General features: G+C 43.9%; 23 protein-coding genes. 21 read left to right on the top strand and 2 right to left on the bottom strand.

Annotation, left to right across the window (positions count from 1 at the left end; genetic code table 11):
- Positions 1-31 precede the first annotated feature (31 nt).
- From ACHZES_RS11525 to ACHZES_RS11460, 14 genes are all read left to right on the top strand, one after another.
- A complete protein-coding gene (locus tag ACHZES_RS11525; RefSeq protein WP_154524707.1) occupies positions 32-1,567 on the top strand; it encodes an ABC transporter ATP-binding protein in 1,536 nt (511 codons plus the stop codon).
- A complete protein-coding gene (locus tag ACHZES_RS11520; protein WP_154524705.1) occupies positions 1,560-2,684 on the top strand; it encodes an ABC transporter permease in 1,125 nt (374 codons plus the stop codon). The genes ACHZES_RS11525 and ACHZES_RS11520 overlap by 8 nt, the downstream gene beginning before the upstream one ends.
- Positions 2,677-3,594 (top strand): ABC transporter permease, encoded by a 918-nt coding sequence (locus ACHZES_RS11515; protein WP_038281372.1) that lies wholly within the window; start codon positions 2,677-2,679, stop codon positions 3,592-3,594. Before ACHZES_RS11520 ends, ACHZES_RS11515 begins: the two co-directional genes overlap by 8 nt.
- Positions 3,595-3,680: 86 nt before the next feature.
- On the top strand, positions 3,681-4,400 hold the full coding sequence (locus ACHZES_RS11510) for a Crp/Fnr family transcriptional regulator (RefSeq protein ID WP_395548931.1): 720 nt from the start codon (positions 3,681-3,683) through the stop codon (positions 4,398-4,400).
- A 17-nt stretch (positions 4,401-4,417) separates the two neighbouring features.
- On the top strand, positions 4,418-5,194 hold the full coding sequence (gene udp, locus ACHZES_RS11505) for a uridine phosphorylase (RefSeq protein WP_038281371.1): 777 nt from the start codon (positions 4,418-4,420) through the stop codon (positions 5,192-5,194).
- A gap of 17 nt (positions 5,195-5,211) precedes the next feature.
- Positions 5,212-5,919, top strand: coding sequence for a purine-nucleoside phosphorylase (gene deoD / locus ACHZES_RS11500; protein ID WP_154524703.1), 708 nt, complete (start codon positions 5,212-5,214; stop codon positions 5,917-5,919).
- Positions 5,920-5,969: 50 nt separating this feature from the next.
- The gene (gene cdd / locus ACHZES_RS11495) at positions 5,970-6,395 is read left to right on the top strand and encodes a cytidine deaminase (RefSeq protein WP_038281369.1); all 426 of its coding nucleotides are present in this window, start codon (positions 5,970-5,972) and stop codon (positions 6,393-6,395) included.
- Positions 6,396-6,534: 139 nt separating this feature from the next.
- Positions 6,535-6,948 carry an HIT family protein gene (locus ACHZES_RS11490; RefSeq protein ID WP_404820369.1) on the top strand — a complete coding sequence of 138 codons (414 nt, stop codon included), beginning with the start codon at positions 6,535-6,537 and terminating at the stop codon, positions 6,946-6,948.
- A 205-nt stretch (positions 6,949-7,153) separates the two neighbouring features.
- On the top strand, positions 7,154-8,980 hold the full coding sequence (locus tag ACHZES_RS11485) for an LTA synthase family protein (RefSeq protein WP_154524943.1): 1,827 nt from the start codon (positions 7,154-7,156) through the stop codon (positions 8,978-8,980).
- Between the two features lie 213 nt (positions 8,981-9,193).
- Positions 9,194-10,867 (top strand): DUF5722 domain-containing protein, encoded by a 1,674-nt coding sequence (locus ACHZES_RS11480; protein ID WP_154524701.1) that lies wholly within the window; start codon positions 9,194-9,196, stop codon positions 10,865-10,867.
- Positions 10,868-11,107: 240 nt separating this feature from the next.
- On the top strand, positions 11,108-11,965 hold the full coding sequence (locus tag ACHZES_RS11475) for a MurR/RpiR family transcriptional regulator (RefSeq protein WP_038281366.1): 858 nt from the start codon (positions 11,108-11,110) through the stop codon (positions 11,963-11,965).
- The gene (murQ, locus tag ACHZES_RS11470; RefSeq protein ID WP_395548930.1) at positions 11,958-12,851 is read left to right on the top strand and encodes an N-acetylmuramic acid 6-phosphate etherase; all 894 of its coding nucleotides are present in this window, start codon (positions 11,958-11,960) and stop codon (positions 12,849-12,851) included. Before ACHZES_RS11475 ends, murQ begins: the two co-directional genes overlap by 8 nt.
- A gap of 57 nt (positions 12,852-12,908) precedes the next feature.
- Positions 12,909-14,339, top strand: coding sequence for a PTS transporter subunit EIIC (locus ACHZES_RS11465; protein ID WP_038281364.1), 1,431 nt, complete (start codon positions 12,909-12,911; stop codon positions 14,337-14,339).
- Positions 14,340-15,392, top strand: coding sequence for a MupG family TIM beta-alpha barrel fold protein (locus ACHZES_RS11460; protein WP_154524697.1), 1,053 nt, complete (start codon positions 14,340-14,342; stop codon positions 15,390-15,392).
- A gap of 141 nt (positions 15,393-15,533) precedes the next feature.
- Here ACHZES_RS11460 and ACHZES_RS11455 read toward each other — a convergent pair whose 3' ends face one another.
- Positions 15,534-16,826: a S8 family peptidase gene (locus ACHZES_RS11455; protein WP_154524695.1), complete on the bottom strand. Its 1,293-nt coding sequence runs from the start codon at positions 16,824-16,826 to the stop codon at positions 15,534-15,536.
- 209 nt (positions 16,827-17,035) lie between these two features.
- Here ACHZES_RS11455 and ACHZES_RS11450 point away from each other — a divergent pair, with 209 nt between their 5' ends.
- Positions 17,036-18,073: an acyltransferase family protein gene (locus ACHZES_RS11450; protein WP_154524693.1), complete on the top strand. Its 1,038-nt coding sequence runs from the start codon at positions 17,036-17,038 to the stop codon at positions 18,071-18,073.
- 8 nt (positions 18,074-18,081) lie between these two features.
- Here ACHZES_RS11450 and ACHZES_RS11445 read toward each other — a convergent pair whose 3' ends face one another.
- Positions 18,082-18,948, bottom strand: a complete 867-nt coding sequence (locus tag ACHZES_RS11445) for a class I SAM-dependent methyltransferase (RefSeq protein ID WP_154524691.1) — start codon at positions 18,946-18,948, stop codon at positions 18,082-18,084.
- 580 nt (positions 18,949-19,528) lie between these two features.
- Between ACHZES_RS11445 and ACHZES_RS11440 the strand changes: the two genes are divergently transcribed.
- The 6 genes from ACHZES_RS11440 to rplB all read left to right on the top strand — a co-directional run bounded on the left by ACHZES_RS11440 (position 19,529) and on the right by rplB (position 24,317).
- Complete coding sequence (locus ACHZES_RS11440; RefSeq protein ID WP_038281359.1) at positions 19,529-20,881, top strand: cell wall-binding protein; 1,353 nt, start codon at positions 19,529-19,531, stop codon at positions 20,879-20,881.
- 326 nt (positions 20,882-21,207) lie between these two features.
- Positions 21,208-21,525, top strand: coding sequence for a 30S ribosomal protein S10 (gene rpsJ, locus ACHZES_RS11435; protein WP_013274341.1), 318 nt, complete (start codon positions 21,208-21,210; stop codon positions 21,523-21,525).
- Positions 21,526-21,715: 190 nt separating this feature from the next.
- Complete coding sequence (gene rplC, locus ACHZES_RS11430; protein WP_038281358.1) at positions 21,716-22,351, top strand: 50S ribosomal protein L3; 636 nt, start codon at positions 21,716-21,718, stop codon at positions 22,349-22,351.
- A gap of 29 nt (positions 22,352-22,380) precedes the next feature.
- Positions 22,381-23,001 carry a 50S ribosomal protein L4 gene (rplD, locus tag ACHZES_RS11425; protein WP_038281357.1) on the top strand — a complete coding sequence of 207 codons (621 nt, stop codon included), beginning with the start codon at positions 22,381-22,383 and terminating at the stop codon, positions 22,999-23,001.
- A complete protein-coding gene (gene rplW, locus ACHZES_RS11420; protein WP_038281356.1) occupies positions 23,001-23,300 on the top strand; it encodes a 50S ribosomal protein L23 in 300 nt (99 codons plus the stop codon). The genes rplD and rplW overlap by 1 nt, the downstream gene beginning before the upstream one ends.
- Positions 23,301-23,468: 168 nt before the next feature.
- Positions 23,469-24,317, top strand: coding sequence for a 50S ribosomal protein L2 (gene rplB / locus ACHZES_RS11415; protein WP_038281355.1), 849 nt, complete (start codon positions 23,469-23,471; stop codon positions 24,315-24,317).
- Positions 24,318-24,322 lie beyond the last annotated feature (5 nt).

The raw sequence follows: 24,322 nt of genomic DNA, 5'->3' as shown, positions 1-24,322 counted from the left end.
GCGGTGTAAAACCGAAAGGAGAAAGATTGACATGGTCACGGGAAACAGCGATTATGCGGTCCAGATGCACGGAATCACAAAAAGGTTCGGGGCATTTTACGCTTTGAAGGATATGAGTCTGGATGTTAAGAAGGGCAGCATTCATTCTCTTCTGGGTGAAAACGGTGCGGGGAAATCGACGTTAATGAATGTACTGTACGGTTTGTATCAGGCCGATGAGGGAGAAATCTTTATCAATGGGAAAAAAGTGGACATAAAAAATCCTAATGTGGCCATAGCAAACGGCATTGGCATGGTTCATCAGCATTTTATGCTGGTGGAGGATTTCACGGTCACACAGAATATTATTTTAGGCAATGAAACCACCTCCCGCGCAGGTATTGTAGATATGAAGAAGGCCAGAAAACAGATTTTAGATATCGTTGAAAAATACGGGCTGGCAGTAGACCCGGATGCGAAAATCTGCGATATTTCTGTTGGTATGCAGCAGAGAGTGGAAATACTGAAAGCGTTGTACCGGGGAGCGGAATTATTAATCCTTGATGAGCCTACAGCCGTTTTAACCCCTCAGGAAATTGAAGATCTTCTGTCTATCATGCACAATCTGATAGATGACGGAAAAGCCATTATCATCATCACTCATAAATTGAAGGAAATCAAGGCATCTTCCGATACCTGTACGATTATTCGCCGGGGCGAATACATTGACACGGTTCCGGTAGAGAAAGTTTCCGGACAAGAGCTGGCTGCGCTGATGGTGGGCCATGAAGTAAAACTGGTGGTGGATAAAACTCCGGCAAAGCCGGGAGAAACGGTATTAGAGATCAAAGACCTTGTTGTAAAGAACGAGAGAAAGCTTGAAGCAGTAAAGGGTCTGAATTTAACGGTCCGTAAGGGAGAAATCGTGGGGATCGCCGGTATCGACGGAAACGGACAGAAGGAGCTGGTGGAAGCGATCAGCAGCCTGGTTCCAGCAGAGAAAGGAAGTATTACGGTCTGCGGAAAACCGATTAACAACACAAACCCAAGGACAGTCATAGACAGCGGTGTCAGCATCATACCTGAGGACCGGCAGAAAAGGGGCCTTGTCCTTGACTTCACTGTTAATGAGAACGCGGTATTGGAGCGTTGCCGCAAAGAACCATTTTCCAGAAAAGGGATTTTAAACAGAAAGAAAATGGAAGAGTTTACCCAAACCCTTATCGAGGCGTATGATGTCCGGCCGGATGACTGCGGTTCCAGACGTGTGGGGGAACTTTCCGGCGGAAATCAGCAGAAGGTCATTATCGGACGTGAAGTTGCCATGAATCCGGATATACTGATTGCGGTACAGCCGACCAGAGGACTTGACGTAGGAGCCATTGAAACAGTGCATAAAACTCTGATTCGTGAAAGGGACAAAGGAAAAGCGGTGCTTTTGATCTCTTTTGAATTGGACGAGGTTATGAACGTTTCTGATACCATAGCGGTTATTTACGACGGAAAGATTCAAGATACGTTTAGGCAGGGAACCGTAGATGAAAATACGATTGGTCTGTTAATGGCAGGAGGAAAGAATCATGGATAAAGCGATAAAGATTTTAAAAAAACCATTAACAATGACTTTGATCGCTGTTTTCTTTGGATTTATCGTAGCGGGGATCATACTCGCGGCGGCGGGATATCCGCCGGTTCATTCACTATCCGTCCTGTTTGACGGAGTCTTTTCCAGTCCGAAACACATTTCCAATGTAATCATTAAGAGTACGCCTATCATTCTCACAGGAATCGGCGTTGCATTTGCGTTTAAGACCGGACTTTTTAACATCGGAGCCGAAGGCCAGTTTATTATGGGGTGTGTGGCCTCTACTGTAGTTGGAATTCTATTTGATTTCCCTCCGGTGATTCAGATTCCTCTCGTAGTCCTTGCAGGTGTGGCTGCCGGGGCATTGTATGGTGGGATTGCAGGTTTCTTAAAGGCGAAGTTTGGCATCCATGAGGTTCTTACAAGTATTATGCTCAACTGGATTGCGCTTTATTTCTCCAATTATATATGCACTTTAAACCGATTTCACAAGCCGGATACCATTGGAACATACCCGATCAACCGTTCCGGATATACGATGATCCTTGGAAATTACAAGACGACAGAGGCGGGAAAAGCGGCACTTGCTCAGAATGAATTTCTACGCAGCACCGTACTGAAAACAGATGTGAACGTAGGAATTATTATTGCAGTCATTCTGGCTGTGTTTATCTGGTTCCTTCTATATAAAACGGCTAAAGGTTTTGAACTGAGAGCGGTAGGCTTTAATAAGAGCGCAGCGGAATTTTCTGGGATTTATGTAAATAGAAATATCTTACATTCCATGCTTATTTCCGGGGCTATCTGTGGACTGGCTGCCTCTCTTTATATAACCGGAAATTCTCCTCATGGGATTGCCACATTGGCAGCCTTTGAAAATACGGGCTTTAACGGATTATCCGTTTGTCTGATTGCTGCAAGTTCGCCAATTGGCTGTATCTTTGCAGGACTGCTGTTTGGCGGTCTGATTTACGGCGGCCAGTCTTTGCAGTACGAGGTGGGGGCTCCATCAGAGATCATCAACATCGTTATCGGCGTCATTGTATTTTTCGTGGCACTGACCCGTATCATTCCGCCGCTGGTGGACCGGTTTTCGAAGGGAGGTAAGAAACATGCTTAACAGTCTGATGCTATTTGTAGGCATTACACTTATGTATTCCACTCCTTTGGTATTTGCAGCATTGGGAGGAGTGGTGTCGGAGCGGTCCGGCGTCACCAATATTGGTATAGAAGGAATGATGACCATCGGAGCTGTTACAGGGGCTACTGTGGGTTATTATTCAGGAAGTGCCTGGGTTGGATTTTTTGCAGCCGGTCTGGCAGGAGGCGTGATTGCCCTTCTCCATGCCTTTGCGTCAATTACTTGTAAGGCAGACCAGACAATTTCCGGTATTGCCATCAATTTGATCGGCCCCGGTGTGGCTCTGTTTGTATGCCGCCTGCTTTTTGACGGTGCCACCATGTCGCTCCCGGTGCCTCATAAAATCCCAAAGGTGTTTGGAAGCTTAAACTCAAAGGCGTTTCAGAATTTAAATGTTGATGTTACGGTTGTCATTGCGTTTGTGCTGGCTGTTTTTATCTGGTTCTTTCTTTATAAAACAAAGTGGGGGCTTCATATCAGGGCAGTCGGAGAGCATCCGGCAGCTGCGGATACCATGGGACTAAACGTTTATAAAATCAGGTATATCTGCGTGCTGGTTTCCGGTATTTTAGCCGGACTGGGCGGTGCATCCATGACCCTGGCCATCATCCCTCAGTTTACACCCACCGCAATCAGCGGTCAGGGATTTATAGCACTGGCGGCAGTGATTTTTGGTAAATGGACTCCTCATGGGGCTTATGCTGCCTGTCTGTTATTTGGAGCGGCCCAGGCCCTTACCGTTACTTTAGGAGGAGGAAGATTTGCAGTTCCTTCGTCCATTCTGGCAATGCTTCCGTATCTCATTACAATCATGATCCTGATCCTGTTTGTAGGGAAATCCTCAGCACCGAAAGCCAGCGGGCAGCCATACGAAAAGGATGCAAGGTAATAGGTTAGTGACAAGTAATGATTCCCGGCGGATCATAAATATGGTATGATGAAATCAAAGAGAAAGAAACGAAAAGGAGCAAGATCGTGAACGATGCTATGTCTTTAATCAATGAACTTCACAGTGAGCCGCGGGAATACTTAAATAATTATCTGGCCAATGCGCCTAAATGGCTCCTGGAAGCCTTTAAGATAGTAAACTTAAAAAAGGGCACCACCTTCATTCACGAAAATGAAACCGTGGATACCATTTATATTCTGGTGGAAGGTGTTGTAAAGGCTACGGATTACAGGGTTCAGGAAATCGCCTACGACTATACCAGATTCTATCCGGTGGAGGTGTTTGGAGCCATGGAATTTCTCATGGGCTTTGAGCTGTACCGGACGACCCTGGTGACAGAAACGGACTGCCGGTTCCTCTGTGTATCCAAGGATCAGTTCAGCCGCTGGATGCTTTCAGATATTCATGCGGTTTTAGAACAGGTAAAGGCCATGGGTGTTTACCTGTTAGAGCAGGTCAGGAAGGAACGTCTGTTTTTATTTTTACAGGGAAGTGACAGGCTGTTCCTGCTCTTTATGGAGATTTACCGGAAATCATCCCACCGGGGGACCTGCCGCATACAGCTGGCAAGAAAAGATCTATCAAACAGTACAGGTCTTTGCATAAAGACCGTGAACCGGTGCGTCAGCCAGATGGAGGAGAAAGGGTATATTTCCCGGGAAGGAAGGACCATTATTATCGATGAAGAGCAGTACCGGCGGATTAAGGCGATGGTTGCAGAAAAAATTGATGAAAATGAGATATAAAGAAGGGTGGATTAAGTATGACAAATTATTCAGAAACAGAAGGAAAACAGTATCACCTCCAGGTTGGGAAAGGGGATGTGGGCAGATATGTCATTTTGCCCGGAGACCCCAAACGTTGTGCCCTCATCGCAAAGTATTTTGACAATCCCAAACTGATCGCAGACAGCAGGGAGTACGTGACCTATACCGGTACGTTAGACGGTAAGTTAGTCAGCGTCACATCGACAGGGATTGGCGGTCCTTCGGCAGCTATTGCCTTAGAGGAACTGGTAATGTCCGGTGCAGACACCTTCATCCGAGTCGGTACCTGCGGCGGAATGGATGTGGAGGTAAAAAGCGGGGATTTAGTTATTGCAAATGGAGCCATCCGCATGGAAGGAACCAGCAGGGAATACGCCCCCATTGAGTTTCCGGCAGTCCCGGATTTTAATGTGACAGGTGCCCTGGCGGCTGCGGCAAAAGCTCTGGATAAGCCCTATCATGTAGGAGTTGTCCAGTGTAAGGACTCATTTTATGGACAGCATTCTCCGGAAACAAAGCCAGTATCTTATGAACTGTTAAACAAATGGGAGGCCTGGATGAGGCTGGGGTGCAAGGCTTCGGAGATGGAGTCTGCGGCTCTGTTTGTTGCGGCCAGTGCGCTTAAGGTAAGGGTTGGTTCCATATTCCTTGTATTAGCGAACCAGGAACGAGCCAGACTTGGTCTTGAAAATCCAATCGTGCATGATACGGATGGGGCCATCCGAACGGCAGTAGAAGCCATCCGTCTGATGATACGGCAGGAAGAATCATAAAAAGAGGAGGAAATCAAATGGAGATGACACCAACTCCCCATAATGGGGCAAAAACAGGTGAAATAGCAAAAACAGTTTTAATGCCAGGGGATCCATTACGTGCAAAGTATATTGCGGAAACGTATCTGGAAAATCCGGTTCAGGTAACGTCGGTACGGAACATGCTCGGGTTTACGGGAACCTATAAGGGGAAGGAAATTACCGTTATGGGAGGCGGAATGGGAATGCCGTCCATGGGAATTTATTCCTATGAGCTGTACCATTTTTATGATGTAGACCAGATCATCCGCATTGGCTCCGCTGGTTCCCTTCAGGATAAGGTAGAGCTTATGGATGTAGTGATCGCCATGGGAGCGTGCACGGATTCCAATTATGCTTACCAGTATGGACTTCCGGGTACCTTCGCACCGATTGCTGATTATGAGCTTCTTGCCAGAGCGGCAGAAGCGGCCGGAAAGCAGGGAACGAAAGCTGTTGTGGGCAATGTACTGTCCAGCGATATCTTTTATAATGCTGATGGCGGAGTTAATGACAAGTGGCGCAACATGGGAGTTTTGGCTGTTGAGATGGAAACTGCGGCTTTGTATATGAATGCGGCTGCAGCCGGTAAAAAAGCTCTCTGCATGCTGACGATATCCGATCTTGTTTTTGGAGAGGAAAAACTGAGCGCAGAGGAGAGGCAGCTTGGATTTGGAAAAATGATAGAAATCGCCCTGGAATTGTAGATTATAGAAAAACATGATTTTGGGAGAGGGTTGTGACCAGGAGGTTGGAAATGAAAGAAGAAATGATACTTCCGGTAAAGGAAATGATTGATCAGGCATTTGAGGCTATGGGCAAAGCGTATACTCCATATTCAGGATTTAAGGTGGGAGCGGCGCTTTTATCAGCTGACGGCACTTTGTATCAGGGCTGCAACATCGAAAATGCAGCCTATACCCCAAGCAACTGCGCGGAACGCACGGCATTTTTTAAGGCGGTCAGCCAGGGAGATAAGGAATTTAAAGCAATCTGTATCGTTGGAGGAAAAGAGGGGATCCCTACAGGGCTTACAGCCCCTTGCGGAGTCTGCCGTCAGGTAATGATGGAGTTCTGCGACCCGGAAACATTTCAGATTATATTAGCGGCAAGCAGAGATGAGTATCAGATATTTTCTTTAAAGGAACTTCTGCCCATGGGGTTTGGACCGAAAAATCTATAATAAAACACTTTACAAGTGAGAGCTAAGCCCTCTATCGATAGGGGCTTGGCTCTTTCTTCTTTTGTCAGCAATATTTTATAAAATAAATCAATTGATTACTGGTATCATATTTGATAAAATTATGTAATAAAAAGGTTAGGTGAATATCGTGAAAGAATGCATCTTTTGTAGAATAATTAACGGGGAACTGCCATGTTATAAAATATTTGAGAATGACCATACACTGGCGTTTCTGGATATCGGAAAGGAGGTTGACGGACATACAATCGTCATTCCTAAAACCCATATGGTTAATATTCTTGACTGCGGCGATGAAACTCTTGGACATGTCATGAGTGCTGTTAAACGAATTTCAAATCACTATGTTGACCATTGCGGCTATACCGGAGTGAACTTGCTAAATGCCAGCGGAACGGATGCAGAGCAGTCAGTGCCGCATCTTCATTTTCATATAATTCCAAGAAAAAACGACGATGGTATTCATGCGTGGCCTGATCTGAAAGAAAGAGAAAATCCCCTCGATGACATGTATCGTTTATTAAAAATTCAATAATGTTTTTTCACTTGCCTATGGCCTGTTATTGAGATGTTAGAAAGTGCGTTCATCAGGAAAGTCGGTACAGGAATGAACGATTGTCATAAATTGTATATTGCTGTCAAAGCTTCTTTGTGGTACCATTAAATCATTCTAAAAATGGAAAAAGAGGATGTTTTAAGTGATAAGAGAACGGATACAAAAGTGGTGTAAAATCGCAGGGATGTTTATAACCACTGTCATCTTGCTTTTGATTCCCTGTGCATCTTATATTCTGTTTGAATATGTGACTGGCAATTTGCCGACCATTTCCCTGTCCATGGCTGTTTTAAATATAGGCTGGATCTACTTATTATATCTTGCTGTGTTTGCTGTCAGCGGCAGCACCAGGATAGGGATCCCGTTTACTGCGGTTTTTCTGTATATTGTTTCTGTAGCAGAATATCTGGTTACAGGCTTTCGGGGAAGGCCCATTATGATCTGGGATGTTTTGGCTCTGCGGACGGCTATGAGTGTGGCAGGAAATTATGAATTTGTCTTCACAAAGGAAATGTACCTTGCCTGTCTTGGAGTCCAGGCAATCTGTCTCTTTGCCCTGATAGTTCCTATAAGAGTAAGGGGCAGGAACAAACGCCTGGTCTTTGCCGGAGGAAGTACCGGTGTTGTCCTAAGCTTTATTTTATGGTTTTACACGTGCTTAATCCCGTATAAAGGGCTGGAAATTAATATGTGGGAGGTCAGTGAATCCTATCAGGAATATGGATATGTGCTTTCAACGGCTGTTTCCTTTAATTATGCGGTGAAGAAAAAACCAAAGGGTTACAGCTTTGCAAAGGTAAAGCAGATTTACGATTCTGTGAAAGAGGACAATCAGGTCCTTCTGGCCTCAGCTGGAGATGTTGACGTGGATCGAGAAGATAAGACAACTCCAGTCAATATCATCTGTATTATGAATGAAAGCTATTCCGACTTAAAAGTAGCAGGAAATTTTGAAACGAATCAGGAGTACTTTCCTTTCTTAAACAGTTTAAAGGAAAATACGGTGAAGGGAAGCCTCAGTGTTCCTGTATTTGGATCTTTGACCAGTAATTCTGAGTTTGAATTTCTGACAGGAGATTCGATCTCCCAGCTTCCGGCGAACAGCATTGCTTACCAGTTTAATGTCAAACCCAATACATACAGCCTTGTAAGTACATTAAAATCCCAGGGATATGATACGGTTGCCATGCACCCGTATCCAAAAGAGAACTGGAACCGTCAGGAATGCTACCTGAACATGGGAATTGATGAATTTCTGGATATAGATGATTATGAAGGCAGTGAGCTGCTTAGAAACTATATCAGTGACCGTGCAGATTACGAAAAGTTGATAGAAAGAGTGGAATCCAAGGAGAATCCGGAGGATAAACTGTTTCTTTTTAATGTAACCATGCAGAACCATGGAGGCTATGACACACTGTTTGATGATTTCGATCAGGAGGTATGGCTGACCGGAGATCTAAAAGGAAAGTATCCAAAGGCTGACCAGTATCTATCTCTTATGAAGCGGTCAGATGAAGCGCTGGAATATTTGATTTCTTATTTTGAGCAAAGCTCCGAGCCTACCATGATCGTTCTTTTTGGGGATCATCAGCCCAGCGTGGAAGATGAATTCTTTGATGAAATTTCAGGAATACCCAGCAGCCTTGTAAAGAATCAGGACCGGCTGATGTGGTACCAGACTCCGTTTATGATCTGGACCAATTATAAGACGCAGGCGGAGGAAAAAGGAAAAATGGGAGCCATTTATCTTTCTTCCGAAGTGTTAAAGAGAGCCGGGGTCACGATGACGCCTTATCAGCAGTTTCTTCTTAAGATGGAAGAGACATTTCCAGTCGTACACCCTATTGGATGCTTCGATCAAGAGGGGACCTACTATTCCTGGGAAGCCTTAAATAATCCGGAAAATCCATACAGTGACCTGATAAAGAACTATGAATATCTGGTATATAACCACATTTTTGATGGGAAAAAGCTTAAGGAGATGTTTTCCTTAGAAACCGGAAAGTAGGTTAAGGCTTGATACCGTCTGAACGATTAAATAAAAAAGGCGGCTGCGGCAGATAATGCTGGCAGCCGCCTTTTAATAGGATAAGAAAACGTTGAAATGCCCTTGGTCTTAAGTTTTTTTTACAAATACGTAATAAAAACGTTATTGTAAAAAGCAGGAAAATTGGTTATCATTGTAAAGAACCTGATTAAGACAACATGGAGGGATGCGAAGATGAAGGAAAAAAATATAAGCAGGGCAGTGACCGGATTTTTAACCGCTGCATTTTTATGCTGTGCCACTGCTTTTGTTTCGCTGGCGGATGTAGGTGCCGCCGGAGTGCAGGCGACGATCCAGTCTTGCCTGGTCAATTCTGATAAGAACAGTGTAACAATTCAGGCAGATATCAATGCTGATATGGGGGGAACGGATGGTGTCCTTTATCTGGTGGAGCTTCAGCCTTACCAGAACAATCTCGACGGCAGAATCGATTATGCGGCTTCCGCAGCGCCGGGAAACAGGGTTACCTTTACATTTCCATTAAACCGTAATACGGCCCAGGACAGACTTTACAGTAAATTCGTCATTGCTGTCTGGGATGGAACAAAATATATTGAAATCAGCAAACCTCATTATATTACAAACCCTGAAATGGTTGCGGAAAATACCCAGCCATTCAATGATCCTCTTACCAAGAAGGGCCTTAACATTCAGCTTAACATGCTGGGTGATGCCTTTGAATTAGGTGTGAAGCACGTTGCCACCAATATCTCGTTTCACCAGATCCTGGGCCAGGGAATTGATTACCAGTACGATGGAAAGACCTATCATTTTGATAAGAATGCCATCACAAGTTATGATGAGACGATCAGTGCTTTATCCGGGAAAGGCATGACAGTAACCGCTATTATTTTAAATGGCTGGAATGATGCTGAACCGAATTTGATCTATCCTGGAACAACGAAAAATGCCAATGCCTTTTATTACATGTTCAATCCGGCAACCCCGGAGGGACTGGACCAGACGAGAGCCATTGCCTCCTTTTTAGCGGAGCGTTACAATGGTTCCAATCCAAACCACGGGAAGATATCCAACTGGATCATCGGCAATGAGATCAATAACCAGCAGTGGAATTATATGGGGGCCAGGGATATTAACAGCTACGTACAGGCTTACCAGGATGCTTTCCGGATTTTCTACACAGCCATTAAGAGTACCAGTGCCAATGACCGTGTATATTACTCCCTGGATTATAACTGGAACAATGAGATTGATAATAAGCTGAAATACGGCGGAAGGGCGATTGTAGATACCTTTAATTCCATTGCCAATGAACAGGGGCAGATGGACTGGGGGCTATCCTATCATCCTTATCCATGTCCGATGACGGAGCCGGAATTCTGGGATGATGACCAGACCGGATTAATTACCAATGATTTTAACTCTCCGGTTATTAACTTTAAGAACCTTACCACTCTGACGGATTACTTTACTCAGGATGCTTTAAAAGCTCCCGCCGGTCATGTGCGCCACATTATTTTGACAGAACAGGGATTTACGGCAACAAGCCAGTCAAGAGGCAATGTAGCTCAGATTCAGGCTGCCGCCTATGCTTATTCTTATTACATGGTTGACAGCAATCCTTATATTGATGCTTATATTCTTAGCCGCCAGGTGGATGCTCCTCTGGAAGTGCGGAGCGGCTTATCCTTTGGACTATGGGAATGTTCAATGGACCGGGGAGATGATATTGTAGCCACAAGACGCCGTAAAATCTGGCAGGTATTCAGGGATATTGATAAAAAGAAATACACGCTGGAATCAACGGAGTTCGCCAAATCCATCGTAGGAATCGAGAAATGGTCTGATGTCATTCCAAACTTCCGTTGGAGGTCATTGGAGAAATAAGCATAGACAATTGTGCAACGAATATTTAGCTATTTAAGAATAGAAACCGCCTTTAAAATTATTTTAAAGGCGGTTTCTGCGTCCCAGAAATAGAATGGGTTCTAGTTAAAGCATCATAGTATGAAAAAAAGTTTCATAAATCATTGGATATATTGAAAAAATGATACAACAAGGCTAGAATGATATTAGGTAAATAAAATGTAAAATTTCTTCTGGCTTTAAAGAAAGGAGAAGAAATGCATGAAGGGTCTACTTGTAAGGATTGAAAGCTATCTTCAGGATGCTGGAGAAGCGGAAAAAGAGCTGATAAAAAGACTGAACAAAAATCCTGAATCAGTCCTCCGAAAGAGTATTAAGGAGATTGCCAGAGAAACTTATACCTCTCCTGCAACGGTTGTAAGGCTTTGCAAGAAACTGGGCTGTAAAGGATATAAGGATTTTCAGAATACCCTTGCTTATGAGGTGGCATTATTCCAGGAGAGCAGGGACATTGCATTTCAGAAGATCACGCGGGAAGATTCCATAGAGGACGTTATTTATAAGGTCACAAAGAAAAATATCGAATCCCTGGAAACCACTCAAAAGCTTATAGAACCTAAGATTGTAATAGAATGTGTGAAGCTGCTGGAAAACAGCAGGACTGTTACATTATTTGGACTGGGAACATCCCTTCTGGCAGCAAGAGATTTGTACTTGAAGCTCCTTAGGGCTGATGTGATATGCAATGTCTGCGATGACTGGCATACACAGTTACTGGGTGCCAGAAATCTAAGAAAAGGTGACCTGGCTATTGCCATCAGCTATTCAGGACTTACGGAAGAAGTCCTTCAATGCGTGAAGGAAGCAAAAGGAAACGGGGCAAAGGTAATCGCCATAACAAGGGCAGTGGAATCGGAACTGGCTTTAGAGGCTGATTTCGTTCTTCCTGTTGCGGCAACAGAGCTGATTCACCGAAGCGGCGCCATGTCTTCCCGAATTTCACAATTAAATGTAATAGACATTTTTTTTACTGCTTATGTCAATCGAAATTATGATGTGTGTATGAGTAAATTTACTAAAAATTATATACAGAAGAAAGGAAGTACAGAGCATGATTGATTTGTCAGTGCTGACAACAGAGTCCCGCAATCCGGATACCATAAACCTAGATGAAATGTCACCGCTTCAAATTGCGGCCATCATGAACCAGGAAGATGCAAAGGCCGTTAAAGCCGTGGAGGAAGTGATTTCAGAGATTGCCACAGCGATTGAATGGGCAACAGACAGCCTGAATGCAGGAGGCCGTATCATATACATTGGAGCAGGAACCTCCGGTCGTCTGGGAGTACTGGATGCGGTAGAATGTCCGCCCACCTTTGGTGTTTCCAGGGAAATGGTGGTAGGCCTGATTGCTGGAGGAGACAAAGCCTTTGTAGCGGCGGTAGAAGGAGCCGAGGACAGTGAAACCTTATGTGAGGCAGATTTAAAGGAGATTGGTCTTACTTCTAAGGATATAGTGATCGGTCTGGCAGCATCCGGCCGAACTCCTTATGTAATCTATGGCCTCGATTATGCAAATAAAACAGGGTGTCAAACCGTAGCCATTGCATGTAATAAAGGATCTGATGTAGGTAAAAAAGCAAATCTTGCCATAGAACCGGTGACCGGACCTGAGGTATTGACCGGATCAACCAGATTAAAGGCAGGAACAGCACAAAAGATGATCCTTAATATGATTTCAACAGGAAGCATGGTTGGAATCGGTAAAGCCTATGAAAATCTTATGGTGGATGTAAAGCAGAGCAATGAAAAGCTTGTTGTAAGATCACAGAACATTGTGATGACAGCAACTGGCTGTACCAGGGAAGAGGCCGAAAAGGTATTAAAACTGGCAGAAGGACATGTTAAAACTGCTATTACAATGATTTTGCTGGACTGTGATCCAGAGGATGCAAGACAAAAGTTATCACAAGCCGGAGGGAAGATCCGAAAGGCTTTGAAATAAAAGAAAGGAGTTATAAGATATTTTAAGTAACTAATATATATTCAAAGGAGGATTATCGTGAATTATAAGCAAATCAGTGAACAATTATTAACATTGCTTGGGGGAAAAGCGAACATAACTTCCAACGCTGCCTGCATGACAAGGCTTCGTGTCGGTTTAAGAGATACATCTAAGGCTGATGTTGAAGGCGTAAAAAAGGTAGAGGGAGTTCTTGGAGTTGTTGAAAGTGACACGCTCCAGATTGTATTTGGACCGGGAAAAGTAAATAAGGTATTGGACGAATTTTATAAGCTGACAGGTCTTCCTAAAGGCCAGGCTGAGAACGGATCGGATCAGGATATTAATGAAGTTGCAAAGGAAAATAAAGCCCTTCAAAAGGCAAAATATGATAAACCGGTACAGAGATTTTTAAAGAAGATTTCTAATATTTTCGTAGCACTGCTTCCCGGAATCATTGCAGCAGGTTTAATCAATGGTATCTGTAATGTTATTAATGTTTCTACCGGCGGATCACTTTTAGGAGTATGGTGGTATCAATGTATCCGGACCATGGGCTGGGCACTGTTTGCTTACCTGCCCATCTTAGTTGGATTCAATGCAGCAAAGGAATTTGGCGGTTCCGGTGTACTTGGAGCGATTGCAGGTGCCATGTCCATTGCCAATCCGGGTATGCCTCTGCTTGCAACAGTAAATGATGCTCAGATTCTTCTTCCTATTACTAATACAGCTTTTAATCCGGCTTCCGGCGGTCTTTTAGCGGCACTGATCGCAGGCGCATTCTTTGCTTTTCTTGAAAAGAATATCAGAAAGCGTATGCCTGATTTAATTGATACATTCGTAAGCCCTCTCTTAGTACTTATTATTGGCGGTATTGTTGCCCTGTTGGTAATTCAGCCTTTAGGCGCAGGCTTAACAAAAGTAATCTTTGCCCTCTTAAGCTTTGTATATGAAAAGATGGGCGTTGTAGGAGGATATATTTTATCAGCAGGTTTCCTTCCTCTGGTAGCTGTAGGTTTACACCAGGCATTGACCCCAATTCATGCTCTGTTAAATGACCCGGAGGGTGCAACAAAAGGAATTAACTATCTCCTTCCTATCCTTATGATGGCAGGCGGCGGTCAGGTAGGTGCCGGTATTGCACTGTATGTAAAGACAAAGAACGCAAAATTAAAAAGATATATCCGTGATTCCATACCAGTAGGTATTCTTGGAATCGGAGAGCCTATGATGTATGCAGTAACCCTGCCTCTTGGCAGATCCTTTATCACTGCCTGCATTGGTGCTGGATTCGGTGGAGCTGTTGCAGCTCTCATGCACATTGGTACTGTTTCTCAGGGTGTATCCGGTTTGTTTGGTTTGTTGATTGTTCAGCCTGGACAGCAGATTGGTTTCATAATCTCAATGCTCATTGCTTATGCAGGCGGCTTCCTGGTAACCTACTTCTTCGGAGTGGATGAGGACAGAATCAACGAAGTATATGGAGAATAAATGAATACAGGAATTTCAATCTATTTTTCAAGTGGAATGGAAAAGAATGAACGCTTAATAAAGAAAGCGATAAAGAGCGGAGTGAAGTATGCATTTACTTCACTCCACATTCCAGAAGAAACAGGAATCGATTACCGTTCGGATGTACTTAAGCTTCTGAGCATGTGCAGGGAAGGTGGCTTAAATCTCATTGTAGATGTGGGCCCGGAAACCCTGGAAAAGTTTGAAACAGATAGCATTGCAGAGTTAAAGGAGCTTGGAATCACCCATGTCCGCCTTGATTATGGCTTTGATGCAAAAGAGACGGTAGAGATTTCAAAGGATTTTTATGTGGTATTTAATGCCTCCACCATTATGGAGGAGGAACTTTTAGAGTGGAAAAAGTATGGGGCAGATTTTACCAGATTTGCAGCATGCCATAACTTTTATCCAAAGCAGTTCACCGCCTTGTCACTGAAACGGACAAAGGAAATGAATCAGAGGCTTCAATATCTTGGTTTTACTACCATGGCATTTGTGCCTGGGAATCTGGAGCTGAGAGGCCCCTTGTTTGAAGGTCTTCCCACGGTGGAAGAACACCGGGAGAGGAAAGACCAGGTGCTTTTGAACATGCTGGAGCTCTTCTATGACGGGTTCTGCGATGTGGTGCTGATTGGTGATGTGGATGTGGAGGAAAAGGACTGGAAGGATATTCAATGCTTAAGCCATGATTATGTGGAACTTAAGGCAGACATACTTTCTCCCTATGAATTTGTAAGAGACATCATTCATCATGACAGACCGGATTCCAGCGAATATGTTATCCGTTCCCAGGAATCAAGACAGTACGATCGGAACATTAAACCGGATCATGAGAATCAGTCACAAGTAAGGAAGCAGGGAAGTATCTGCATTTCTAATGAAAATTATTTAAGGTATATGGGAGAACTTGAAATCGCCAGAGTTGATCTGCCTGGAGAGGATAGAGTAAATATCATTGGACAGGTTCATGACTCTCATATGAAATATTTGCCCTATGTTCAGAAGGGGCTTGGAGTGAAATTAATATTGTAGGTGAAGTCCGCAGTGCAGCCAGCGAATCTTGCAGATCCGCTGGCTCACGGGCATTCGCCCTATGAAATAAGACAGAAGAAGATTTTCTTATGTGCAAGCACAATGAAAATCTTCTTCTGTCTTATTTCGCATTGCTCGTTGCTATCGTGAAGTTAGGGCTCCGTATGCGTCTAGGAGTCCTCCGCTTACCATCTTTCCGGTTAGGGTATCCAGCTTCCTGCTGGAATTTAAAAGAATCGTTTTTACATCAGACAGGGAGATGTCCTGCCTGTAAGAATAGAGCATGGCGGCTACACCAGTTACCATGGGGGCTGCCATGGAAGTGCCGCTCATAAAACCGTAGGCATTACCTGGAACAGTGCTTAAAATGTAGCTGCCTGGGGCGGCTATATCAACGCTGGTTGCGCCATAGTTGGAATCACTGCTTAAGGTCCCGTCAAACATGAGGTTTGCTACGGAGATTATGTTGTCATAGGGAAGGGAAGCCGGATAAACAGGGTAGATATCTGTATCATATCCAAGTCCGGAGACCCCGCCGTTACCGCAGGATACCACAAACAGCATGCTGGAATTTTTCATGGTCTGGGCCAGTTCTTCGCTGTAGGCATTGGTTCCCATGCTTAAGTTGCAGATGGAAGCGCCGTGTGCCTCGGCATAATGGATCGCCTGGATCACCGCATCCGGGGATCCCAGTCCGTCTTCGCCTCCCAGGGCCTTTAAAGGCATGATCTTTATGTAGTTATTATCCGTGATCCCGGCAATGCCGTAGGCTCCCCGGGCGGCGCTGATGGTTCCTGCCGCATGGGTTCCATGGCTGTCCTCGCTGCCTGTGAAGACCTGGTTGTTTCCGGAATAAAAATTCCAGCCATGAATATCATCTACATACCCGTCGCCGTCATTATCAATTCCATCCCCATCAATCTCGCCGGGATTGGTCCAGATGGCATCTTTAAGCTCCTGGTGGTTGATATCAATGCCGGTATCGATGATGGCGACAATGACAGAGCGCTTGCTCTCAGCCTGATCATAAAGCTTCCATGCAGGCTGTATGTTAATATCGATTCCAGTGACAGCACCGATCACTGTAGATTCATAGTCTCCGGGACCGGGCTTCATGGTACCGTCTTTTGAATTCCGTCCATCATAAATATTATCAATGGACTTAAATTTGGATTTTAGCTCTATAAGACGAAATTCCCCGTCATTTTTTAGTCCCCACTGGTAAGTGGAAAATTCATCCGCGGGGGATAAGTTTATAAGGCCGGGACCAAGGGCCAGAGTATGCAGTGCTTGTCCGCTGTCTGAAGAATGTGCTAAAAGTGCGCTGGTTCTGGTCGATTCAGTGCCTTTTCCGGCAGCCGGGCCGCCAAAGAGGGGCAAGCCTGCAAGAAGTAGGACTAGGATCAGACAGGCAGCGCGAGTTATTTTTTTCATGGTTTCTATCTCCTTATATATAAAGCAATCATTGAAAGTGCTCCTATTATATCATATACTCTACGCAGTATGTTTGAAAAAAATGCAAAAAATGTAAAAATCTTACATCATTCGGATTGACTAGTCAAAATTATTTTGATGAAAATAGTTTGATAAAGCTTCTTGTCCTGTGATAAAATATAAAAATGCAGAGAGGAGGGAGGGCTCACATGGAAGAAAAATATTTTCGAAATAAGATTACATGGTTTACATTTCTATATAGTTTTCTGGTCATATGGGTTCACTCTTACAATGCGGTGCTGTTCCTAGGCAGCACGAAACTGGCTTATAAGACAGACTGGATGGAACGGTTTTTAGGAGGCACGGTGGCACAGATTGCCGTACCGGGGTTCTTCCTGATTTCCTCCTATCTGTTCTTTCGCGGCTTTACACTGGATCGCCTCATGGTAAAGTGGAATTCCAGAATACGGAGTGTCATGGTTCCCTATATCGTATGGAATTTTCTTTATTATCTTGGATATGTCATTGGGAGCCGGATCCCGGTGCTTTCAGATGTCATTGGAAAGGGAGTAGTGCCTTTTACATTTACCATGGCGGCCGAATCAGTCCTTAATTATACCTATAACTATGTATTCTGGTATTTAAACCAGCTGATCCAGTTAATCCTTCTGGCTCCCCTTATTTATATCATTGTGAAGCGGAAGGAAATAGGCTGCCTTTTTCTTGCAGGAATTCTGGCTGCAATCTATATGGGAGGCATGCTTCCTTTTTTAAACCTGGATGCTTTATTTTATTATTCGTTCGGGGCTTTTGCCGCAATTCATGGGAAAAAGATTGTAGAAGGGTCCTGGAATATAAAATATCTTGAAGCAGGTGCCGCAGTTATTATGGCAGCCTTTTTTCTTCATTGGGTTGATTTTCCGGGAGATATCAAAGGTGAGATGGCGGCTTCTGACGTATGTTTCCGGCTTCTTATACCAGTGGGATTGTGGCTTTTGGTACCGGAGAGATATCTGATCGAGGCAAAAGAATGGATGAAGCAGAATTTTTTTCTGTACGCCACACACTTTGCTATAGTGAGGCTTATTAACAAAACGGGAGCATTGCTGCTCCCGACTGTTTCAGCAGTGCCATTTGGGCTTTTTCTGCTTATGCCTCTTTTTTGTGTTTTCTTCAGTTATCAGATCAGCCGGTTTTTCAGACGTTTTCTTCCGAGCCTGTGGTGTCTGTTAAACGGAGGGCGCTGATAAGGCTTCTAAGCGTCTGCCGACCATCTTCCGGATGCACCGCAGGGCAGAAGGAGCCCGCTGCTTGTGACCGGAAGTCCTATTTCACCGGACTGAACGAAGCCGCCGTATTTTTGTTTTACCTCGATGGAAATCATGTAGGTTAATACAGAAGGGGCCAATCCTGTGGTATAGGAATTGATTAGGAAAAACAATGGTTTATCGGATAAAAGCTGGGCGCAAAGCTGAACAAGAGGATGAATGGCGTCTTCTATTTTCCAGATTTCGCCCTTCGGCCCTCTTCCGTAAGAAGGAGGATCCATAATGATCGCATCGTAATGGTTTCCCCTTCTGATCTCTCTTTCAACGAATTTTACGCAGTCATCCACGATCCAGCGGATGGAAGCGGAATCTAAATTGGAGGAACGGGCATTTTCCTTGGCCCAGCCGACCATACCCTTAGATGCATCTACATGAGTGACAGAAGCTCCGGCTTTTGCTGCTGCCAGAGTAGCACCTCCGGTGTAGGCGAATAAGTTAAGCACTTTTACAGGCCGTCCGGCCTTCTTTATTTTTTCACTGAACCAGTCCCAGTTTGCTGCCTGTTCAGGAAAAAGTCCTGTATGCTTAAAGCTGAAGGGTTTTAATTGAAAGGTTAAATCCCTGTAACTGATTGTCCACTGTTCCGGAAGGTCAAAGAATTCCCACTCGCCGCCGCCCTTGGCGCTGCGATGGTAGTGGCCGTTCATTCTTTTCCAGCCTTTTTCCGTTTTGGGAGTGGACCAGATAACCTGTGGGTCAGGACGTACAAGGAGATAATTTCCCCAGCGTTCAAGCTTTTCTCCTTCTGAACAGTCTATCACTTCATAATCTTTCCAGCCGTCTGCAATCCACATAATTGGTGCCGCCCTTTCCATAAATAGTTAATAGTAGTTTTCTCAAATAATCCGTTCAATGAGCCAAAGGCAAATTTGAACTTCCTTGATTATACTGGATAGAGGCAGGAGCGTCAAGTACGGAGAATTGATGGGAAAATGCCGATATTCACACCTTGTCTTTTGTCCTATATAATATAGTATAATTTAAGATAATGAGGTGTAAATTTATGTGCTGTTTTAATATAGGCTTTTCTGCTAGTAACTGTGGTTGCGGCTGGAATAATAGATGCTGCAACCGATGTAATTGGGGCTGGAACAATGGCTGCAACTGGGGCTGGAACAATGGCTGCAATTGGTTTTAATAAGAATGGCTGAGTCTTTTAACTTAAGCAACTTAAAGGGACTGAATTCTGTTTTAACAGGATTCAGTCCTGTTCGTTTGCCTGTTTTTAATCGAGTTAATAATAGTTAAAAATACAGAAAAGACAAGGGAAATAATTTCGTAATAGAATTGAAAGATTAAAACAGTTGAATAATCTGAGATTAATTGTTAAAATAAATTATAGCAAAAAAGGAAATCCCTGTAAGGAGTGAAGATATGAAAAGAAAAGGTCTCATCATGCTGGCAGTTACCGCCATGCTGACAGTTGGTGCCGCATCTGTGGAGTCTTATGCAGCGGAAGGTTGGGCTCAGTCTGGAAGCACTTGGGTTTATTATGATACAAGCGGGAATAAGGTGACGAACACCTGGAAAAAGGGAGCGGACAACCTTTGGCGTTATTTAAATACCTATGGGGAGATGTCCGTAAATACATGGGTGGAAAATACCTACTATATGGACTCTAACGGAATTCTCGTTACGGATAAATGGATGAAGTTTCAGGATTCAGGCAGTTCCCAGTATAAGTGGTATTATTTCGGCAGCAGCGGAAAAGCTATTATGGATAACTGGTCTAAGATCAATAACAAATGGTATTATTTTGATCCGAACGGTGAGATGCAGACCGGCTGGGTCCTTGATGACATGTATTATTGCGGAACAGACGGAGCTATGCGTACCGGCTGGCAGAAGCTTTTTTCACCGAGCGGTAATGATTATGAGGACCGTGTCACTCCAGGGGATAATGACGACGGAAAGTCATGGTATTATTTTAATGACAGCGGTAAAAAGTATGTTCCAAAGGATACGTCAGGGGATTATGCTACCTATAAGATTGACGGTGTCGCTTACTGCTTTGACTCAGATGGAGCGCTTCAGACTGGTTGGAAGAACGTTGGAGTTGAAAATGCGGAGTATGAGATCCAAAATTATAAGTATTATGACAGCAACGGTAAGCTGAGAGTGGGTTGGTATTCCGTGGAACCGCCTCAGGATCTTTCTGGTTATGAAGAGAGTGTAGAATGGTTTTATTTCTCAAGTTCAGGAATTCCAAAGACCGGTCCGAAAGAAGGAAACGCCAGCACTCAGAATATAAATAAAATTAATGACAAGACCTATCTGTTTAATAACCTTGGTAATCCTGTCTATGGACTGCAGAAGGTGATGATTGGAAATACATCAGAATATACGGCATTCTATTTTGGAGATAAGAAGACCAGCACCATGCAGAAGGGCAGGGTAAAGGTAATTGAAGGTGACGGCAGCGAAGCTACCTATTATTTCAGCGACAGCGGCCGCGGTTATACCGGTGTTAAAGATAGTTACCTTTATTATATGGGCAAGCTTCAATGTGCGGATGAAGGAACGAAATATGAGGCCATTGCCATTCCTACAGGAAGCACCACTACCACCTATGTGGTAAACACTTCCGGTAAGGTATCCAAAAATACAACGGTAAAGAACTCTGATGGTGTAAAATATAAGACCGGAAGCAATGGAAATTTATTAAAAGTGGATGACGAAAATCCAAGCGGAGAAGGCAGAACCCCTACAGAACCGATCTGGAATTAGAAAAAGAACGAGCAAAGGCGCAAAACCTGGAAAATCAGATTTTGCGCCATTTTTTTGAAAAAAGTGCTTGCAATGTAAAAAAAAATATGTTAATATACAAAGGCTGTGGCATGATAGCTGTGAAACGTGAGGTTGCTGCTTATAAAAGCAGGTTTTCCGTGGAGCGAATGTCAAGTTAGGAAACTGGCGACAAGTCACTGTACAATTTAAAATCCTGTTTATTATAATAGGAAGTCAGTGTGGGGTCTTTGATGACACACACGGGAACGTGTACAGTCACCGCTTGTCGTACTTCTACTAAGTGCGAAAAGGAGGCGACTTTTTTTATGGCAAGTCAAGTAATGAGAATCACATTAAAAGCGTATGATCATCAGTTGGTTGATCAGTCTGCGGGCAAAATCATCGACACTGTAAAAAAGACAGGATCAAAAGTGAGCGGACCGGTGCCGTTACCAACCAAGAAGGAAGTGGTAACCATCTTAAGAGCGGTTCACAAGTACAAAGATTCAAGAGAGCAGTTCGAGCAGAGAACGCATAAGAGACTCATTGATATCATTACACCAAGCCAGAAGACTGTTGATGCATTATCCAGACTGGAAATGCCGGCAGGTGTGTACATCGATATCAAGATGAAGAACAAATAATCTTCATCCAAAACATTGTGGAAAGTATTCCATGCATGTCCTGAAGGGTTTTAATATAGAAGCAACACTTTTTCCTGTAAGGAATCAACATCTCCGCCAGGCGGAGTCATAGTGTTCCACGTATATTGGACTGTTCTAGGATGATTGCGAAAGCAATCCGCTGTAGAATTAACAAACAGGAGGTAAAAACATGAAGAAGGGTATTTTAGCTACCAAGGTCGGAATGACACAGATCTTCAATGAAAACGGAGTCTTAACTCCGGTAACAGTTCTTCAGGCTGGTCCTTGTGTGGTAACACAGGTTAAGACTGTAGAGAACGATGGTTACAGTGCAGTACAGGTTGGTTACGTTGATAAGAGAGAAAAGCTTGTCAGCAAGCCAATTAAAGGCCATTTTGATAAGGCCGGTGTATCTTACAAGAGATACGTAAGAGAGTTTAAGCTTGAGAATGCTGATCAGTATTCTGTAAAAGATGAAATCAAGGCTGAGATCTTCGCAGCAGGCGATAAGATCGATGCAACCGCAATCTCCAAAGGTAAAGGTTTCCAGGGTGCTATTAAGAGACACGGACAGTCCAGAGGACCTATGGCTCATGGTTCCAAGTTCCACCGTCATGCAGGTTCCAACGGTGCAGCTTCTGATCCAAGTAAGGTATTCAAGGGCAAGAAAATGCCTGGCCAGATGGGTAACAAGAAGGTAACAATCCAGAATCTTGAAATCGTAAGGGTTGATGCAGAAAACAACCTGATTTTAGTTAAGGGTGCGATACCAGGACCTAAGAAGTCTTTAGTAACAATCAAGGAAACAGTAAAAGCATCTAACTAATGCTTTTATCAGAAAGGAGGATCACACAGATGGCAAACGTATCTGTTTACAATATGGAAGGTAAAGAAGTTGGCACAGTAGAGTTAAACGATGCAGTGTTCGGTGTAGATGTAAATGAGCATCTCGTACACATGGCAGTCGTAAGCCAGCTTGCAAATAAGCGCCAGGGCACACAGAAAGCAAAGACACGTGCAGAAGTATCTGGCGGCGGAAGAAAACCGTGGAAGCAGAAAGGAACCGGTCATGCAAGACAGGGTTCAACAAGATCTCCTCAGTGGACAGGCGGTGGAGTTGTATTTGCTCCTACACCTAGAGACTATACAATCAAACTTAACAAGAAGGAAAGAAGACTTGCTCTTAAGTCCGCTCTGACCAGCAGAGTGAATGAGAATAAGTTCATCGTTGTTGACGAATTAAAGTTTGATGAGATCAAGACAAAGAAATTCCAGACTGTATTAAATAACTTAAAGGTATCCAAAGCTCTTGTAGTTGTTGGCGACGACAGTGCAAACGCAGTAATGAGCGCAAGAAACATCGCTGCTGTTAAGACTGCTTCTGCTAACACCATCAACGTATACGATATCTTAAAGTACAACACAGTTGTTGCTACCAAGACTGCTGTTGCAGCAATCGAGGAGGTGTACGCATAATGGCAGATATTAAGTATTACGACGTAATCCAGAAGCCTGTAGTAACTGAGAAGAGCATGAACGCTATGGCGTCCAAGAAGTACACATTTATTGTGCACACAGATGCTAACAAGGCTATGATCAAAGAAGCTGTTGAGAAGATGTTCCCAGGTGCAAAGGTTGCCAGCGTGAACACCATGAACTTAGATGGAAAGACCAAAAGAAGAGGAATGACTTATGGAAAGACCTCTAAGACAAAAAAGGCTATTGTTCAACTGACAGCTGACAGCAAAGACATCGAAATCTTCGAAGGACTGTAAGATCGGGACGCTTGGTGAGAATCTATTCAAGCCCGGCGTAAACGGTTTTCAGTTTCCTATGTGATGAACATTATATCACGATAAATAAGATACGCCAGGCGGCGTTGAAGCACTGGCATACCTTTATGCCCGATGAGTTTGGGCAATAAAGAAGAAAGGAGAAATATCATGGGAATTAAAAAGTATAACCCATATACCCCTTCCAGAAGACACATGACCGGTTCTGATTTCAGCGAAGTCACAAAGTCAACTCCTGAGAAGTCCTTAATCAGCAAAACAATCAATAAAACAGCCGGCCGTAATAACCAGGGTAAGATCACTGTAAGACATCGCGGAGGCGGCGTTAAGAGAAAATATAGAATCATTGATTTTAAGAGAAACAGCAAAGACGGCATTGCAGCAACTGTTATCGGTATCGAGTACGATCCAAACAGAACTTCCAACATCGCGCTGATCTGCTATGAAGACGGTACAAAGGCTTATATCCTTGCTCCGGCTGGTTTAACAGACGGCATGAAGGTTATGAGCGGAGCGATGGCAGAAGCTAAAGTCGGCAACTGTTTACCATTAAGCCAGATTCCGGTTGGTACTCAGGTTCATAACATTGAGCTTTATCCAGGAAAAGGCGGACAGTTAGTTCGTTCCGCAGGAAATTCTGCTCAGTTAATGGCAAAAGAAGGCAAATATGCAACTCTTCGTTTACCTTCCGGTGAGATGAGAATGGTTCCGATCAACTGCAGAGCAACCATCGGCGTTGTAGGCAATGGAGATCACAACTTAATCAATATCGGTAAAGCTGGTAGAAAACGTCACATGGGCTTCAGACCCACTGTACGTGGTTCTGTTATGAACCCGAATGACCATCCTCACGGTGGTGGTGAAGGCAAGACCGGTATCGGACGCCCAGGTCCAAGTACACCATGGGGCAAACCGGCACTTGGCTTAAAGACCAGAAAGAAAAACAAACAGTCTAACAGACTGATCGTTAGAAGTAGAGATGGAAAGACCGTTAAATAATTAAA

The sequence above is a fragment of the Lacrimispora sanguinis genome, from assembly GCF_044987295.1.
Classification (GTDB): Bacteria; Bacillota; Clostridia; order Lachnospirales; family Lachnospiraceae; genus Lacrimispora; species Lacrimispora celerecrescens_B.
The sequence above is the reverse complement of the archived record's forward strand: the minus strand, read 5'-3'. Positions and strand labels throughout refer to the sequence as shown.